14 protein-coding genes are annotated in these 15,070 nt (G+C 65.6%); 6 read left to right on the forward strand and 8 right to left on the reverse strand.

From position 1 onward, the window contains the following. Window positions 1-456 precede the first annotated feature (456 nt). On the forward strand, window positions 457-1,266 hold the full coding sequence (locus tag ACM42_RS30150) for a DUF3108 domain-containing protein (protein WP_442868963.1): 810 nt from the start codon (window positions 457-459) through the stop codon (window positions 1,264-1,266). Between the two features lie 525 nt (window positions 1,267-1,791). Here ACM42_RS30150 and ACM42_RS30155 read toward each other — a convergent pair. Further along, the gene (locus ACM42_RS30155; protein WP_271531253.1) at window positions 1,792-2,103 is read right to left on the reverse strand and encodes a hypothetical protein; all 312 of its coding nucleotides are present in this window, start codon (window positions 2,101-2,103) and stop codon (window positions 1,792-1,794) included. A gap of 33 nt (window positions 2,104-2,136) precedes the next feature. Here ACM42_RS30155 and ACM42_RS30160 point away from each other — a divergent pair, with 33 nt between their 5' ends. The 5 genes from ACM42_RS30160 to ACM42_RS30180 all read left to right on the forward strand — a co-directional run bounded on the left by ACM42_RS30160 (window position 2,137) and on the right by ACM42_RS30180 (window position 7,951). Beyond that, window positions 2,137-5,565 (forward strand): helicase-related protein, encoded by a 3,429-nt coding sequence (locus tag ACM42_RS30160; RefSeq protein ID WP_271531254.1) that lies wholly within the window; start codon window positions 2,137-2,139, stop codon window positions 5,563-5,565. A gap of 22 nt (window positions 5,566-5,587) precedes the next feature. Beyond that, window positions 5,588-5,839, forward strand: coding sequence for an RNA-binding S4 domain-containing protein (locus tag ACM42_RS30165; RefSeq protein ID WP_271532236.1), 252 nt, complete (start codon window positions 5,588-5,590; stop codon window positions 5,837-5,839). A gap of 131 nt (window positions 5,840-5,970) precedes the next feature. Then, a complete protein-coding gene (gene fdxA / locus ACM42_RS30170) occupies window positions 5,971-6,309 on the forward strand; it encodes a ferredoxin FdxA (RefSeq protein WP_018643465.1) in 339 nt (112 codons plus the stop codon). 344 nt (window positions 6,310-6,653) lie between these two features. Continuing rightward, window positions 6,654-7,478 carry a CarD family transcriptional regulator gene (locus ACM42_RS30175; protein WP_271531255.1) on the forward strand — a complete coding sequence of 275 codons (825 nt, stop codon included), beginning with the start codon at window positions 6,654-6,656 and terminating at the stop codon, window positions 7,476-7,478. A gap of 233 nt (window positions 7,479-7,711) precedes the next feature. Continuing rightward, the gene (locus ACM42_RS30180) at window positions 7,712-7,951 is read left to right on the forward strand and encodes a hypothetical protein (protein ID WP_271531256.1); all 240 of its coding nucleotides are present in this window, start codon (window positions 7,712-7,714) and stop codon (window positions 7,949-7,951) included. Between the two features lie 39 nt (window positions 7,952-7,990). On the opposite strand, the gene ACM42_RS30185 is transcribed toward ACM42_RS30180, so the two are convergent. The 7 genes from ACM42_RS30185 to cyoA are packed head-to-tail and all read right to left on the reverse strand — an operon-like array spanning window position 7,991 to window position 14,931. Then, the gene (locus ACM42_RS30185) at window positions 7,991-8,524 is read right to left on the reverse strand and encodes a response regulator transcription factor (protein ID WP_271531257.1); all 534 of its coding nucleotides are present in this window, start codon (window positions 8,522-8,524) and stop codon (window positions 7,991-7,993) included. Next, the gene (locus ACM42_RS30190; RefSeq protein WP_271531258.1) at window positions 8,514-9,917 is read right to left on the reverse strand and encodes an ATP-binding protein; all 1,404 of its coding nucleotides are present in this window, start codon (window positions 9,915-9,917) and stop codon (window positions 8,514-8,516) included. Before ACM42_RS30190 ends, ACM42_RS30185 begins: the two co-directional genes overlap by 11 nt. Next, on the reverse strand, window positions 9,889-10,740 hold the full coding sequence (locus tag ACM42_RS30195) for an SURF1 family protein (protein ID WP_271531259.1): 852 nt from the start codon (window positions 10,738-10,740) through the stop codon (window positions 9,889-9,891). The genes ACM42_RS30190 and ACM42_RS30195 overlap by 29 nt, the downstream gene beginning before the upstream one ends. Before the next feature lie 13 nt (window positions 10,741-10,753). Continuing rightward, window positions 10,754-11,134 (reverse strand): cytochrome o ubiquinol oxidase subunit IV, encoded by a 381-nt coding sequence (cyoD, locus tag ACM42_RS30200; protein WP_271531260.1) that lies wholly within the window; start codon window positions 11,132-11,134, stop codon window positions 10,754-10,756. Further along, window positions 11,131-11,760: a cytochrome o ubiquinol oxidase subunit III gene (cyoC, locus tag ACM42_RS30205; protein WP_271531261.1), complete on the reverse strand. Its 630-nt coding sequence runs from the start codon at window positions 11,758-11,760 to the stop codon at window positions 11,131-11,133. Before cyoC ends, cyoD begins: the two co-directional genes overlap by 4 nt. After that, complete coding sequence (cyoB, locus tag ACM42_RS30210) at window positions 11,761-13,758, reverse strand: cytochrome o ubiquinol oxidase subunit I (RefSeq protein WP_271531262.1); 1,998 nt, start codon at window positions 13,756-13,758, stop codon at window positions 11,761-11,763. A gap of 12 nt (window positions 13,759-13,770) precedes the next feature. After that, the gene (gene cyoA, locus ACM42_RS30215; protein WP_271531263.1) at window positions 13,771-14,931 is read right to left on the reverse strand and encodes a ubiquinol oxidase subunit II; all 1,161 of its coding nucleotides are present in this window, start codon (window positions 14,929-14,931) and stop codon (window positions 13,771-13,773) included. Window positions 14,932-15,070: the final 139 nt, after the last annotated feature.

The raw sequence follows: 15,070 nt of genomic DNA on the forward strand, positions 1-15,070 counted from the left end.
CCCACGCGAGGTGTCATCGCCCGCCCTAGTGCGCAATTGCGCACGGGGGCGGGCGATCCAGTACGCCGAGGCGGCGCGGCTGGAGGCGAGGGGCCGCGGCGTACTGGATGCCCCGGTCCCGTCTCCGCAAGGCTCCGCCGGGCCCACAGCGGTGCTCGGCCGGCGAAGCTTTAGCGAAGACGGCGAGCCGGGGCATGACAGTGGAATATGGGGAGAGAGGGTTACCTCCCGATCACCAAAACGGCAGTGTTTAGCGCGTCTTACCATCACATAAAGGGCGTATTCGCCGCCGAAATATCAAGGGGAGTTCCGGGGCGGATACGTCCGGACACATTGTTTGCCGCGGTTTTTGGTTTAAGTAACAGCGCATCGCGCCCCCGATCGGATTGTTTCGTGCTTGCAACGCCTCCTTTTGCGCAAAAGCTGCGCTCAGCCCGTCCGCGCCTGGCCGGCTGGCTGATGGCGCTTTGCGCGCTGGCCCTGGCGTGGGGCGCGGTGCCGGCCGCGGCGCAAGGCAAGCTCGAGGCGCAATATGAGGCCTCGCTGGCGGGCATTCCCGTCGGCAAGGGCGCCTGGAACATCGATATCCAGGACGACGTGTTTTCGGCGGCGGCCGCGGGCGGCACCACGGGGCTGCTGAAGTCCTTCACGGGCGGCTCGGGCACCGGCGCCTCACAGGGCCGCGTCGTCAACGGCGCGCTGGTGGCGACCGGCTACCAGGCTTCCACCACCACCCAGAAGAAGACCGAAGAGATCCGCATCACCCTCGACAAGGGCAATGTGAAGGATTTTGCGATCCTCCCCGAGCCGCCGGTCGATCCCGACCGCATCGTCGTCACCGAGGCGCATCGCCGCGGCGTCTGGGACCCCATGACGGCCTCGCTGTTGCGCGTGCCCGGCAGCGGCGATCCGGTTTCGCCGGAGGCCTGCCACAACGGCGCGCCGGTGTTCGACGGCCGCATGCGCTACGACCTCAAGCTCGATTTCAAGCGCATGGAGACCGTGAAGGCGGAGAAGGGGTACAAGGGCCCGGTCGTCGTGTGCTCGCTCTATTTCGTGCCTGTCGCCGGCTACATCCCCGATCGTCCCGTGATCAAATACCTCGCCGCCCAGCGCAACATCGAGATCGCCTTCGCCCCCGTCGCCGGCACGCGCATCCTGGTCCCGTTCTGGCTGAAAGTGCCGACACCGCTGGGGCCGGCCATGCTGGAAGCCACCAGCTTCATCACCTCCGCCCAGCCGCCGCGCGTGGCCAAGACGCAGTAAATGCCGTAGCGGCGGTCCGCGTTTACCCTCCCCTGGAGGGGGAGGGTCGGCGCACAGGGAGCGCAGCGACATGTGCGACGGGGTGGGGTGATCTCTCCCCACGGGCACTGTTCGTGTGGAGAGATCACCCCACCCCGCTCGCGCTGCGCGCGATCGACCCTCCCCCTCCAGGGGAGGGTAAGAGAATCTTCGTAAAATCAATGACTTCCCTACTGTGCATGGGGTTGTTTTCGCGAAAAAAAGCGTCCGGCCCCCCAGCACCTGCGTCATGGCCGGGCTTGTCCCGGCCATCCACGTCCTTGCTGCGCCGGGCCGAGAACGTGGATGCCCGGGACGAGCCCGGGCATGACGGCAGAGCGAGACAACGGGAATCCATTTGACTCCTCCCCGATTCTGATTCGACTCCGCGCCGTCCCCAGCTTTAACGAATCCGCCCGCCGAACGCCGCTTGTGCGGCGGCCCGAACCTCCATCTAGTGCACAACCAGCACGAGTCCCGCGACATGTTGCGAGAACGGAACGGGACTCAACGGGGAGTCAGCGATTCGGCCGCGATTCGTTCTAGAGTCGTTCCGAAGCTTAAGGCGAACGGGAAAAGCGTCGCAAAGTGAAACAGTTGCGCGGGAATTGGGGAGGGCGCTTTCACACGCTCGGTGTCATGCCCCGGCTTGACCGGGCGATCCAGTACGCCGAGGCGGCTGTGGTTGAGCGGAGAGGCCGCGGCGTGCTGGATGCCCCGGTCGAGCCGGGGCATGACGGCGGAGTGCTGGGCGCCAGCGCAGCGTTCGCAGACATGGCCGACACCCGGCCCCCGGCCCGCCTCATGCAGCACTGACATTCGCCCAAATCGCCATTACCTAATCCCCCAGACATGGCTTTTTCCTCCTCCCCCTTCGCCTCCGAGCGCGCACCTTCCGATCGCGTGCCCGGCGCGGGCGTCACCGCGGTGCTCGGGCCGACCAACACCGGCAAGACCCATCTCGCCATCGAGCGGATGCTCGCGCATCCCTCGGGCATGATCGGCCTGCCGCTGCGCCTGCTCGCGCGCGAGGTCTACAACAAGATCGCCGACAGGGCCGGTGAAGCCAGCGTCGCGCTGGTCACAGGCGAGGAGAAGATCAAGCCGAAGAACCCGCGCTATTGGGTGTCCACCGTCGAGGCGATGCCGCGCGACCTCGACGTCTCCTTCCTCGCCGTCGACGAGGTCCAGATCGCCGCCGATCTCGAACGCGGCCACGTCTTCACCGATCGGCTGCTCAACCGCCGCGGCCGCGACGAGACGCTGCTGCTCGGCGCCGCCACCATGCGCCCGATCATCGAGCGGCTGCTGCCCGGCGTGTCCATGATCACGCGTCCGCGCCTGTCGCAGCTCGAATTCGCCGGCGACCGCAAGATCACCCGCCAGCCGCGCCGCACCGCCATCGTCGCGTTCTCGGCGGATGAAGTCTACGCCATCGCCGAGCTGATCCGCCGCCAGCACGGTGGCGCCGCGGTGGTGCTGGGATCGCTGTCGCCCCGCACCCGCAACGCGCAGGTGGCGATGTTCCAGAACGGCGACGTCGACTATCTCGTCGCCACCGACGCCGTCGGCATGGGCCTCAATCTCGACGTCGACCACGTCGCTTTCGCCTCCGACCGCAAGTTCGACGGCTACCAGTTCCGCCGCCTGACGCCGTCCGAATTCGCGCAGATCGCCGGCCGCGCCGGCCGCGCCACCCGCAACGGCACCTTCGGCACCACGGGCCGCTGCGCGCCGTTCGAGCCCGAGCTCGTCAACGCGCTGCAGAACCACACCTTCGATGCCGTGAAGGTGCTGCAATGGCGCAATTCCAAGCTGGACTTCTCCTCGCTCGGCGCACTCCAGGTGTCGCTGAACCTCGCCCCCGGCCACGAGGCGCTGACGCGCGCGCCGATCGCCGAGGACATGCGCGTGCTCGACCACGCCGCCCGCGACGGCGAGGTGCGCGATATCGCGCATGGCAAGGCCGCCGTGGAACGGCTCTGGGAAGCCTGCCAGGTCCCGGACTACAGAAAACTGTCGCCGGCCGCCCATGCCGAGCTGGTGACGACGCTGTACGGCTTCCTGATGCGGAAGGGCTGCATTCCCGATTCCTGGTTCGAGTCCCAGGTCACCCAGGCCGACCGCACCGACGGCGACATCGACACGTTGTCGGCCCGAATCGCCCAGATCCGCACCTGGACCTTCGTCGCCAACCGCCCGGACTGGCTGAGAGACCCCGAACGCTGGCAGGGGATCGCGCGGGAGGTGGAAAATAAATTATCGGATGCGCTCCATGAACGCTTGACTGAGCGTTTCGTTGATCGCCGGACCAGTGTATTGATGCGCCGCCTGCGGGAGAACACGAGCTTGAATACTGAAATCGGCAAGACCGGCGAAGTCATCGTCGAAGGCCATGTCATCGGCCGCCTCGACGGCTTCACCTTTGCACCGGATGCGGCGGAAGCAGGCTCCGATGCGAAAGCCTTGCAGGCCGCAGCGCAAGCGGTGCTCGCCGGCGAGATCAACGCGCGCGCCGAGAAGCTCGGCAACGCGCCGGACGAGCAGTTCGTGCTGACCTCGGAAGGCATCATCCGCTGGACCGGCGATGCCGTGGCGCGGCTGTCTGCCGCAGACGACGCACTGCATCCGCGCATCCGCATCATCTCCGACGAGCGCCTGACCGGCGGCCCCCGCGACAAGGTGCAGGCGCGGCTCGAGCTCTGGGTCAAGACGCACATCGAAAAACTGCTCGGGCCGATGTTCGAGCTGTCGAAGGCCGAGGACGTCACCGGCATTGCCCGCGGCATCGCCTATCAGCTGGTCGAGGCGCTCGGCGTGCTCGAGCGTCCCAGGATCGCGAACGAGCTGAAGGATCTCGACCAGTCCTCGCGCGCCGTGCTGCGGAAATACGGCGTCCGCTTCGGCGCCTACCACATCTATTTCCCGGGCCTGCTCAAGCCCGCCGCGCGCGCGCTCGCTGCGCTGCTCTGGGCCCTGAAGCAGGACAATGTCGATCTCTCCGCGCTCTCGGGCGCGCAGCATCTGGCCTCGTCGGGCCGCACCTCGTTCCCGGTCGACAAGCAGCTGCCGCGCGATGCCTATCGCGTGCTCGGCTACAAGCAGGCTGGCGAACGCGCCGTGCGCGTCGACATCCTGGAGCGGCTGGCCGATCTGATCCGCCCGGCGCTGGCGTGGCGCGAGAACTCGCCCGGCGAAAAGCCCGCCGGCGCGTTCGACGGCCGCAGCTTCGTGGTCACGCAGGCGATGACCTCGCTCACGGGTTCGGCCGGCGAAGACTTCGCCTCCGTGCTGCGCGCGCTCGGCTATCGCATGGAGAAGCGTCCGCCGCTGCCGCCAAAGCCTGTCGTTGCCGAGACGGTTGCGGCCGAAACGGTTGCGGCCGAGACGCCGCCCGCTGAGGGCAGCGCGGAGACCTCGATCGAGACCGCGGCGGAGGCCGTTGCCGGCCTGCCGGCGGAGTCGACCGCCTCCACCGAAGCCGCTGACCAGACCGTCACGGTCGAAGACGCGCCCGGCATGGAGCCGCACGACGAGCCCGCCCGTGAGGAGCCGGTGCTCGAAGCGTCTCCCGAGACCCCCGTCACGCCCGAAGATGCCCCCGGCATTGCGCCGCCAGCAGAAGAGGCTGCGACGTCCCCCGAGGCTGCCGGCCTCGAAGCCGCTGCCGCCGAGACGGCCGCGACCGAAGCCGCGGCATCGCCCGACGCTGCCGCGCCCGCCGCGCCTGAAGCGGCAGTCGCGCCGGCAGAGCCCGAGCTGGTCGAGGTCTGGCGCCCGGCTGGCCGTCACGAGGACCGCAAGCCGCGCCACGAGCGCCATCGCCACCAGCGTCATCACCAGCCGCGTCCGCAGGCCGGTGCCGAAGGCGCCGCGGCTGCGCCAGGCGAAGCGGCCGAAGGCGCAAAGCCGGGCGAGCGCCATCGTCATGGCGGTCATCGCCGCGATGGGGCCAAGGATTTCCGCAAGGGCCGAGAAGGTGGCGGAGAGGGCGCGCCGCGTCCCGATGGGCGCGACGACAGGAATCGCCGTTTCGAGGGCAAGGATCGCGACAAGGATCGCAACCGCGACAACAAGGGCAAGTTCGGCGGCGACCGCGACAAGGGCCGCGACAACCGTGGCCGCGACCGCGACAAGGGCCGCGACCGCCAGGGTGGGCCGTCGCTGCGTCCCTACGCCTCGAGCGCAAGCCCGCGTGAGCGCGATCGTCCGGCCGATCCGAATTCGCCCTTCGCCAAGCTTGCCGCGCTGAAGGAGCAGCTGTCCGGTCGGAAGGAGTGACCCTACGACTGAACGGCAGCGCATCGACAAATGGCTGTGGCACGCGCGGGTGGTGAAGGCGCGCACCTCCGCGGCTGAGCTCGTCGTCACCGGCCACGTCCGCGTCAACGGCATACGCGAGACATCGCCGGGGCATGCGATCAAGGCCGGCGACGTGCTCACCATCGCACTCGATCGCACGGTGCGCGTCCTGAAGGTGACGGGCTTCAACGAACGCCGCGGCGATGCTGCCTCGGCACGGGTGCTCTATGAGGAACTCGGGACACGCAATTAATTGCGCCTTGTACTCACTTCTTGGTCGATCAAACGCGCAAAGCCGTCATGATTGGCCTTCCCGATCTTGCGGCGCCGGGCCATCCGCGCTACGCAAGCCGCGACTTTTAAAAGAGCTTTTCGGAGCGTTGGATGACTTACGTCGTCACTGAAAACTGCATTAAGTGCAAGTACACCGACTGCGTCGAGGTCTGCCCGGTCGACTGCTTCTACGAGGGTGACAACATGCTCGTCATCCACCCCGACGAGTGCATCGATTGCGGCGTGTGCGAGCCGGAATGCCCCGCCGACGCCATCAAGCCGGACACGGAACCGGGCCTGGAAAAGTGGCTCCAGGTCAATGCCGACTACGCCAAGAGCTGGCCCAACATCACCCAGAAGAAAGAATCGCCCGCCGACGCCAAGGAATTCGACGGCATGGAAGGCAAGTTCGAGAAATATTTTTCTCCAAACCCGGGCTCGGGCGACTAATTCGGGCCCAAACTTAACCCTAATAGCGGCGTTGCCGCCGAAAACCAGCCCTGAAGACCCCTAAATCATTGATTTTTGCGGGAAATGTGCTATATTGGGCACATTAAGCCGAACCCCGTCAGCCCGTTTGGCCCCTCTGGGTTCCCGTGAAACCAAATGTCGAACAGGGGCGTGGCAGTTTCCGCGCGCAGGCTGTGTCACAGAAAACGCGTAAAAAGAGTACTTCAGCGAGGGCTTCCAATAAGGAGGCCAAAAAAGTCGCCGCGGCCAGCCGTAGCGCATCCAAGGGTCGGACCGCGACGAAGGCGCCGGCTGCAAAGTCCTCGAAGAACAAAAGAAGCGCAATGCCTAACAAGACTGCCAAACCGGCCGCGAAAGCGACCGCCGCCAAGCCTGCTGCTGCCAAGCCTGTGACTGCAAAGCCGGTAACTGCCAAGGCTCCCGCTGCCAAGCCCGCGACGAAGGCCCCTGTTGCTGCTGCGCCTGCCAAGGCTCCCGCGGCGGCGAAGCCGGCTGCCAAGCCCGCTGCTGCGCCGAAGGTCGAGGAAAAGAAGGTCGTGACCCAGCGTCAGGGCTTCAAGGCCAACGAGTTCGTCGTCTATCCCGCTCACGGCGTCGGCCAGATCCTGGCGATCGAGGAGCAGGAGATCGCCGGTGCGAAGCTCGAGCTGTTCGTCATCAACTTCATCAAGGACAAGATGACGCTGCGCGTGCCGACCGCCAAGGTCGCCAATGTCGGCATGCGCAAGCTGTCCGATCCGGCGCTGGTCAAGAAGGCGCTGGAGACGCTCAAGGGCCGCGCCCGCGTCAAGCGCACCATGTGGTCGCGCCGCGCCCAGGAATACGAAGCGAAGATCAATTCGGGCGACATCGTTGCGATCGCGGAAGTCGTGCGCGACCTCTATCGCTCGGAGTCGCAGCCGGAGCAGTCCTACAGCGAACGCCAGCTCTATGAAGCGGCGCTCGACCGGCTCTCCCGCGAGATCGCGGTGGTGCAGCACTCGACCGAGACCGAAGCGGTCAAGGAGATCGAAGCCCAGCTCGCCAAGAGCCCGCGCCGCACCAGTGCCAAGGCAGAAGCCGCCGACGGCGAAGCCGACACGGATGCCGAGGGCGAGACCGACGACACCGATGGCGACGACACCACCGTCGCCGACGAGGCGGCGTAAGCCCCGCGTCGAACGCAAGAGATCAAAAGCCCGGCCGTTCGGCCGGGCTTTTTGCTTGTCACGGAGCTCCGTCGGGCGACCGGCTGCGCCGCAGCTCCTTTCCTCAACCCGAGCTGCACCGTCGTCGTCCCGTCGCGGTGTGTGACGCCAGACACTGACCCTCGTCCCGCTCTCCGCCAGAGTGTGGCCCACGCGCCGGATGTCCCGGCTGCAGATGCCAAGGGAGAAGGGTGATGAAGTTTCCTCGTTTCGCTATGTCCGCTTTCGCAGCCATCGTCGGAATCGGCTTGCTGGCCGGCTCGGCCTCATACTCGCCCGCCGCCGCAGGAGCGTTTGGCCCGGACTACAGCTGGATGGGCAATCGAAAGTACATGGACTGCCTCAAATATGTGGGTGCGTTCGGATCCAACTATCCGGGCCGCGACAAGAACATCGCGATCTGCAAGAGAGAGTATCTTCCCGGAGGTCGCTGATCGTGATCGCGTTGCCGCCCCGGCAGCGTCGCTCGACGCCTACCTCACCGGCCGCTTCTCGAGCTTCCTTGCCAGCGTCCGCCGGTGCATGCCCAGCCGTCGTGCCGCTTCCGAGATGTTGAACTCCGTCTCGATCAGGGTCTGGTGGATGCGCTCCCATTCCAGCGTCTTGATCGAGGTGGGCCGGGCGTCGAGCGCGACCTCGGCGTTGCCCTCGGCCTTGTTGAAGGCGGCCTCGATGTCGTCGGTGTTCGACGGCTTTGCCAGATAGTGGCATGCGCCCAGCTTGATCGCCTCGACGGCGGTGGAGATGCTGGCAAAGCCGGTCAACACCACGATCAGCATGTCCGGATCGTGCGTGTGCAAGAGCTCGACGCAGGCGAGGCCCGAGGCGCCGCCGAGCTTGAGGTCGACCACGGCGTGGCCGAAGGAGCGCTGCTCCAGCACCTGGCGCACCTCCTCGATCGAGGCGGCGAGCACGACCTCGTAGCCGCGGCGCTCGAACGAGCGCTTCAGCGTGCGCGCGAAGCCGGCATCGTCCTCGACGATGATGAGCGAGCGGTCAGGCGTCAAAATTCCCTCCGATCGCGAGCGTTGCCAGCGGCAACGTCAGGCGCACCGTGGCGCCGCGCTTCCTGTGGTTCTCGGCGGTCACGGTGCCTCCTAGTTTGCGCACGACGTTCACCACCAGGAACAGGCCGAGCCCGCCGCCGGCGCGCCCCTTGCTCGTCTGGTAGGGCTTTCCGAGCTGCGCCAGCATCTCCGGCGCAAAGCCCGGGCCGCGGTCGCTGATCGACAGCACGAGATTGTCGCCCTCGCGCTCGGCCACGAGCTCGACCCAGTCGCGCGAGACCTCATAGGCATTGTCGAGCACGTTGAAGATCACCTGCTTCAACGCCACGTCGGAGACGATCGCGACGTCCTCGCCGAACGTGTTGACAAAGTACAGCGTGCGGGCCGAGCGCGCGTTGCGCCACTCTTCGACCAGTGCCGTGACGAAGGCCGTCACCGTCGTCGGCGAGGAGCCTTCGCCGCGCGCTTCGCCGGCCGACACCAGGATACCCGTCACGATTGATTTGCAGCGTTGCAGCGAGGTCTCCATCTCCGCAAGATCCTCGGCGAGCTCCGGATCGGCGGCGAGATCCGGCATGCGACGCCAGTCGCTGAGGATCACCGAGAGCGAGGCCAGCGGCGTGCCGAGCTCATGTGCCGCGCCGGAGGCGAGCAGGCCCATGCGCACGATGTGGTCCTGCTCGGCGGCATGCTGACGCAGCGCCGCCAGATGCGCATCGCGCTCGCGCAAATTCCTGTTGATGCGGGTGACGAACACCACCAGCAGCACGGCGTTGAGCACGAAGCCGAGCAGCATGCCTGTTACGGTGAGGGTGTAGGTCTCGCTCAGCGGATTGGGCGGCAGGTCGAGCGGCCGGTGGGCCAATGTCAGCCAGACAAAGCTCGCGCAGCTCAGTGCGACCAGCGACCAGGTCGAGCGGGCATCGAGCAGCACCGCGCCCAGCGTCACCTGGAGCAGGAACAGCGAGGTGAAGGGATTGGTGGCGCCGCCCGAGAGATAGAGCTGCGCGGTCAGCGCGGCGACGTCCAGCATCAAGGCGACCAGGAGCTCGTTATTGGTGATCGCGGCGCGATGGTGCACCCAGACCAGGCTGGACACGTTGAGCAGCACCAGCGCGCCGATGACCGCGCCCATCCGCTCCAATGGCAGCGGGATGCCGAGACCAAAATGCACGGCGCCGATGGTCACGATCTGGCCGACCACCGCGGTCCAGCGCAGCTGGATCAACAGCGCCATGTTCTTGCGGTTGGTCTCGTCGTCGGTCGGAGCGGTGCCGATCAGCTCGCTGCGCGCATCGGCCTGCGACTGCAGCGTGACGGCGAGCCCGTCACGCGCAAGCGTCTGGGAAAGCGTTTTCCCGTCGTCAGGTCGGCTCGACGATCGTTCCAGCATCTGATCCCGTCCTGCGGGCGACGGCATCCGAGCCGCCGGCCCTTTCGTGGACGAAGCGCTTGCGGCGGAACAGCCCGCCGCCGAATGTGACGAAGAGTTTACCGGCCAGCATGAAAGCCAGGGCAAACCACGTCAGCGCGTAGACCAGGTGGTTATTGGGAAAGCGGATCACGGTCAATCCGCCGATCGGACCGCCGGCGATTTGTGATCCGGCGTCGGCATCGACGAAGAAGGGCGCGACGTCGTGAAGGCCCCGTGCCGCCGCAATCGCGGCGACGTCCCGTGAATACCAGCGGTTGTGCTGGGGCGCGTTGTCCCGGAGAAATCCGCCCTTCGGTTCCGTCATGCGGAGCAGGCCGGTGATCTCGACCTGACCGTCGGGATTGCCGCCCGTGCGCGTCGACGCGTCGCGCCGCTCGGACGGCACGAAGCCTCGATTGATCAGCACCAGCGTGCCGTCGCTGCGCTTCAGCGGCGTCAGCACCCAATAGCCCGGGCCTTCCTCCGTGACGGCCTGAACCAGAGTCTCGCGGTCGTGCAGGAAGCGGCCGCTGACGCTGATGTGCCTGTATTCGTCGTTCGCGGCGTTGATGGTGGGCCATGACGCCGGCGAGGGAACCGGCTGCGCCGGGGCATGAACGCGCTGCTCGACGCGGTCGATCAGCGCCAGCTTCCAGGCCCGGCGTTCGATCTGCCAAACTCCGAGCGCGACGAGAATCGCAAAGGCGATGAGCAAGAGGGCCGTGAGCCACAAGGAAGGGGCGCGCACAGCCTCGCTGCGCGTCCCCCCTGGCTTGCTCGTCCCGGTCCGGGTCTTGCTCACTTCAGAGCCTCGCTCAGTTCATTCCCGTCATCTGGTGCACCGGCATCATGTTGCTGTTCAGGTGGCTCATCACCCACAGCGAACCGGACAGCGCGATCACCACCATCACGATGGTGAAGATCAGCGCCATCATGCTCCAGCCGTTCTCGGAAGTCGTGTTCATGTGCAGGAAATAGATCATGTGCACGACGATCTGAACGACCGCGAACGCCATGATGACGAGCGCGGTGATCTGCTTGCTCGGAAGCGCCCCGCTCATCACCAGCCAGAACGGGATCGCGGTGAGCACCACCGAGAGCACGAAGCCGAGCAGATAGGTCGAGAACGTGCCGTGGGCGTGGCCGTCGCCGTGGTGATGATGGTCCGCATGGGCGGCGTGGGTATCGGTGTTCATCGCAGAACTCCCAGGAGATAGACGAAGGTGAAGACGCCGATCCAGACCACGTCGAGGAAATGCCAGAACATCGACAGGCACATCAGGCGGCGGCGGTTGGCCTCGATCAGACCGAATCTTTGGACCTGCACCATCAGCGTCACCAGCCAGATCAGGCCGCACGAGACGTGCAGGCCGTGGGTGCCGACCAGGGTGAAGAAGGCCGACAGGAAGGCGCTGCGCTGCGGTGTGGCGCCCTCGTGGATCATGTGGGCGAACTCGGTGAGCTCGATGCCGATGAACGCGGCGCCGAACAGGCCGGTGATCGCCAGCCACATCTGGGTCTGGCCGATCTTGTTCTGCTGCATCGTCAGCATGGCAAAGCCATAGGTGATCGACGACAGCAGCAGCATCGACGTGTTCACCGCGACCAGTTTCAGGTCGAACAGGTCCTTCGGCGCGGGCCCGGCGGCGTAATTGCCGCCGAGCACGCCGTAGGTGGCGAACAGGATCGCGAAGATGAGACAGTCGCTCATCAGGTAGATCCAGAAGCCGAGCGCGGTGCTCCAGCCTTCCGGATGCGGATGTTCGTCGGCGAGATAGAAGACCGGCTCGCCGGTTTGCGAGGGATTGACAGCGACAGTCATTTACTTGGCTCCGGCGAGCAGTTTGGTGCGCGCGTCCTCCGTCCGGATGATGTCCTCAGCCGGAATATCGAAGTCGCGGTGATAGTTGAAGGTATGGCCGATCCCGACGGCGAGCATCGCGATGAAGCTCGCAGCCGCCAGCCACCACATGTACCAGATCAGGCCGAAACCCATCGCGGTGGCCAAGCCGGCGAGGATGATGCCGGTGCCGGTGCTGCTCGGCATGTGGATCGGCCTGAACCCGGTGAGCGGACGCTGATAGCCGCGCTTCTTCATGTCCCACCACGCGTCGTTGTCGTGAACGACGGGGGTGAAGGCGAAGTTGTAGTCCGGCGGGGGCGAGGAGGTCGCCCATTCCAGCGTACGCGCGTCCCAGGGATCGCCGGTGACGTCCTTGAGCTGCTCACGCTTGAGCAGGCTGACCGCGAATTGCATCAGCATGGAGAGGATGCCGATGAAGATGAAGAGGGCACCGATCGCGGCGATGACGAACCAGATCTGAAGCGAGGGATCTTCGAACACGCGCAGGCGGCGGGTCACGCCCATCAGGCCCAGCACGTAGAGCGGCATGAAGGCGAGGTAGAAGCCGGTGACCCAGAACCAGAACGACATCTTGCCCCAGAACGGATCGAGCTTGAAGCCGAACGCCTTCGGGAACCAGTAGTTGATACCGGCGAACGCGCCGAACACCACGCCGCCGATGATCACGTTGTGGAAGTGCGCGATCAGGAACAGGCTGTTGTGCAGGACGAAGTCGGCCGGCGGCACCGCGAGCAGAACGCCGGTCATGCCGCCGATCACGAAGGTCAGCATGAAGGCGATGGTCCACATCATCGGCAGCTCGTAGCGGATACGGCCGCGATACATCGTGAACAGCCAGTTGAACATCTTCGCGCCCGTCGGGATCGAGATGATCATCGTGGTGATGCCGAAGAACGAGTTGACGCTGGCGCCCGAACCCATCGTGAAGAAATGGTGCAACCACACCAGGTACGACAGGATGGTGATGACGACCGTGGCGTAGACCATCGAGGTGTAGCCGAACAGCCGCTTGCCCGAGAAGGTCGAGGTGACCTCGGAGAAGATGCCGAAGGCGGGGAGAACCAGGATGTAGACCTCGGGGTGGCCCCAGATCCAGATCAGGTTCACGTACATCATCGGGCTGCCGCCGAAATCGTTCGTGAAGAAGTTGGTTCCGACGTAGCGGTCGAGCGAGAGCAGCGCGAGCACGACGGTCAGGACGGGGAAGGAGGCGACGATCAGGACGTTGGTGCAGAGCGAGGTCCAGGTGAACACCGGCATCTTCATCATCGTCATGCCGGGGCACCGCAGCTTGACGATGGTACAGATCAGATTGATGCCGGATAGCGTCGTTCCGACGCCGGCGACCTGTAGCGCCCAGATGTAATAGTCCACGCCGACATCGGGACTGTAGCCGATGTTCGAGAGCGGCGGATAAGCCAGCCAGCCGGTGCGGGCGAATTCGCCGATGAACAGCGAGGCCATCACCAGCACCGCGCCGCCGACCGTCATCCAGAAGCTGAAATTGTTCAGGAACGGGAACGACACGTCGCGGGCGCCGATCTGGAGCGGCACGACATAGTTCATCAGGCCCGTGACCAGCGGCATCGCAACGAAGAAGATCATGATCACGCCGTGGGCGGTGAAGACCTGGTCGTAGTGATGGGCGTTGAGATAGCCTTCGGAGCCGCCAAAGGCGAGCATCTGCTGGCCGCGCATCATCAGCGCGTCGGCGAAGCCGCGCAGCAGCATCACGATGCCGAGGATCATGTACATGATGCCGATGCGCTTGTGGTCCACCGTGGTGAACCACTCGCGCCAGAGATAGCCCCAGAGACGGAAATAGGTGAGGCCGCCGAGCAGCGCGGCGCCGCCGAGCGCGACCACCACGAAAGTGCCGACGACGATCGGCTCGTGCAGCGGCAGTGACTCGAAGGTGAGCCGGCCGAAGATGAGCTTGAGAAAATCAGGAGACATGCTGGATCTCTACTAGGAGTCTGACTTCGGACGCTGTCCGAGGAAGAAGGACGAGGACTTGAGCGGCGTGAACGACGGCCGCTTCAGGCCGGCGCCGATGAGCGGCATGGTGTCGGTCGGGGCCGTGATCGAGGCGGTGGTCTTGCCCTGCGGCGCATCCGGCGTGCAGGTGCCGGCGACGAAGCTCGGCTCCGGACCAAACGCGGTGCCGCGGCGGGCGTATTTGTCGTAGGCCAGCGGCAGCGTGTTGTTCAGGCCCTGATGGCCGGCGCCGCCCTTGGCGTCGATCGCCATCATCTCGCTCTGGCACATCTTGCCGGTCTCGACGCACATGTTGAGGATCAGGCGGTAGAGATCGGCATCGACGGTGCCCCAACGGCGCACCGGCTCGTTCTGGCTGGGCTTTTCGAGCTGGAGATATTCGGCGCGGCCGAGCGAGCCGCCGGCCGACTTGGCGCTGGCGATCCAGGCGTCGAAGCCCTTGTCGTCGAGGCCCTTGAAGTTGAAGTGCATGCCGGAGAAGCCGGCGCCGCTGTAATTCGCCGAGAACCCCTTGTAGGTGCCGGGGTGGTTGACGACGGCGTGGAGCTTGGTCTCCATGCCGGGCATTGCGTAGATCTGGCCGGCGAGCGCGGGGATGTAGAACGAGTTCATCACCGAGGAGGCGGTGATGCGGAAGTTGATCGGACGATCGACGGGCGCGGCCAACTCGTTGACGGTCGCAACGCCGTAGCCCGGATAGATGAAGAGCCACTTCCAGTCGAGCGCGACGACATCGACCTCGAGCGGGGCCTTGGACTGGTCCACGGCGCGGTCGGCATGAATGCGGCCCAGTGTGCGGTACGGATCGAGCAGGTGCGTGCCCATCCAGGTCAGCGCGCCCAGGCAGACGATGATCAGCAGCGGCGCCGACCAGATCACCAGCTCGAGCTTGGTCGAGTGGTCCCATTCCGGCTCGTAGCGGGCGGCCGTGTTGGACTGGCGGTAGCGCCAGGCGAACAGCGCCGTCAGCGCCATCACGGGCAGGACGATCAGGAGCATCAGGACGGTGGAGATGATGACGAGGTCGCGCTGCTGGGCAGCGATGTCGCCGGCTGGCGCCAGCACGACGTAGTTGCAGCCGCTGAGCGCAACTGCCAGGGGTAGTAGCGCCAGGATCTTGAGACGAGACACGGGCCGAGCCTTTGAGAATGAGTTTCCTTTGCGGGGGCAACGGGTAGCTGCGACGCAACAATCCGGACATTGGACAATTTGTCCAATGTTGCAGTGCGGAATGTTGGGACAGACAGAGCCGGATTGCCTGGCCTTCAGC

The sequence above is a fragment of the Bradyrhizobium sp. CCBAU 25338 genome, assembly GCF_028128965.1.
Classification (GTDB): domain Bacteria; phylum Pseudomonadota; class Alphaproteobacteria; order Rhizobiales; family Xanthobacteraceae; genus Bradyrhizobium; species Bradyrhizobium liaoningense.

Bases quoted from the DNA above. Each gene is read 5' to 3' on its own strand.
- ACM42_RS30175 (WP_271531255.1), top strand. From the start codon at position 6,654: ATGCCTAACAAGACTGCCAAACCGGCCGCGAAAGCGACCGCCGCCAAG.
- fdxA (WP_018643465.1), top strand. From the start codon at position 5,971: ATGACTTACGTCGTCACTGAAAACTGCATTAAGTGCAAGTACACCGAC.
- ACM42_RS30155 (WP_271531253.1), bottom strand. From the start codon at position 2,103: ATGTCAGTGCTGCATGAGGCGGGCCGGGGGCCGGGTGTCGGCCATGTC.
- cyoB (WP_271531262.1), bottom strand. From the start codon at position 13,758: ATGTCTCCTGATTTTCTCAAGCTCATCTTCGGCCGGCTCACCTTCGAG.
- cyoC (WP_271531261.1), bottom strand. From the start codon at position 11,760: ATGACTGTCGCTGTCAATCCCTCGCAAACCGGCGAGCCGGTCTTCTAT.
- ACM42_RS30160 (WP_271531254.1), top strand. From the start codon at position 2,137: ATGGCTTTTTCCTCCTCCCCCTTCGCCTCCGAGCGCGCACCTTCCGAT.
- ACM42_RS30190 (WP_271531258.1), bottom strand. From the start codon at position 9,917: ATGCTGGAACGATCGTCGAGCCGACCTGACGACGGGAAAACGCTTTCC.
- cyoD (WP_271531260.1), bottom strand. From the start codon at position 11,134: ATGAACACCGATACCCACGCCGCCCATGCGGACCATCATCACCACGGC.
- ACM42_RS30180 (WP_271531256.1), top strand. From the start codon at position 7,712: ATGAAGTTTCCTCGTTTCGCTATGTCCGCTTTCGCAGCCATCGTCGGA.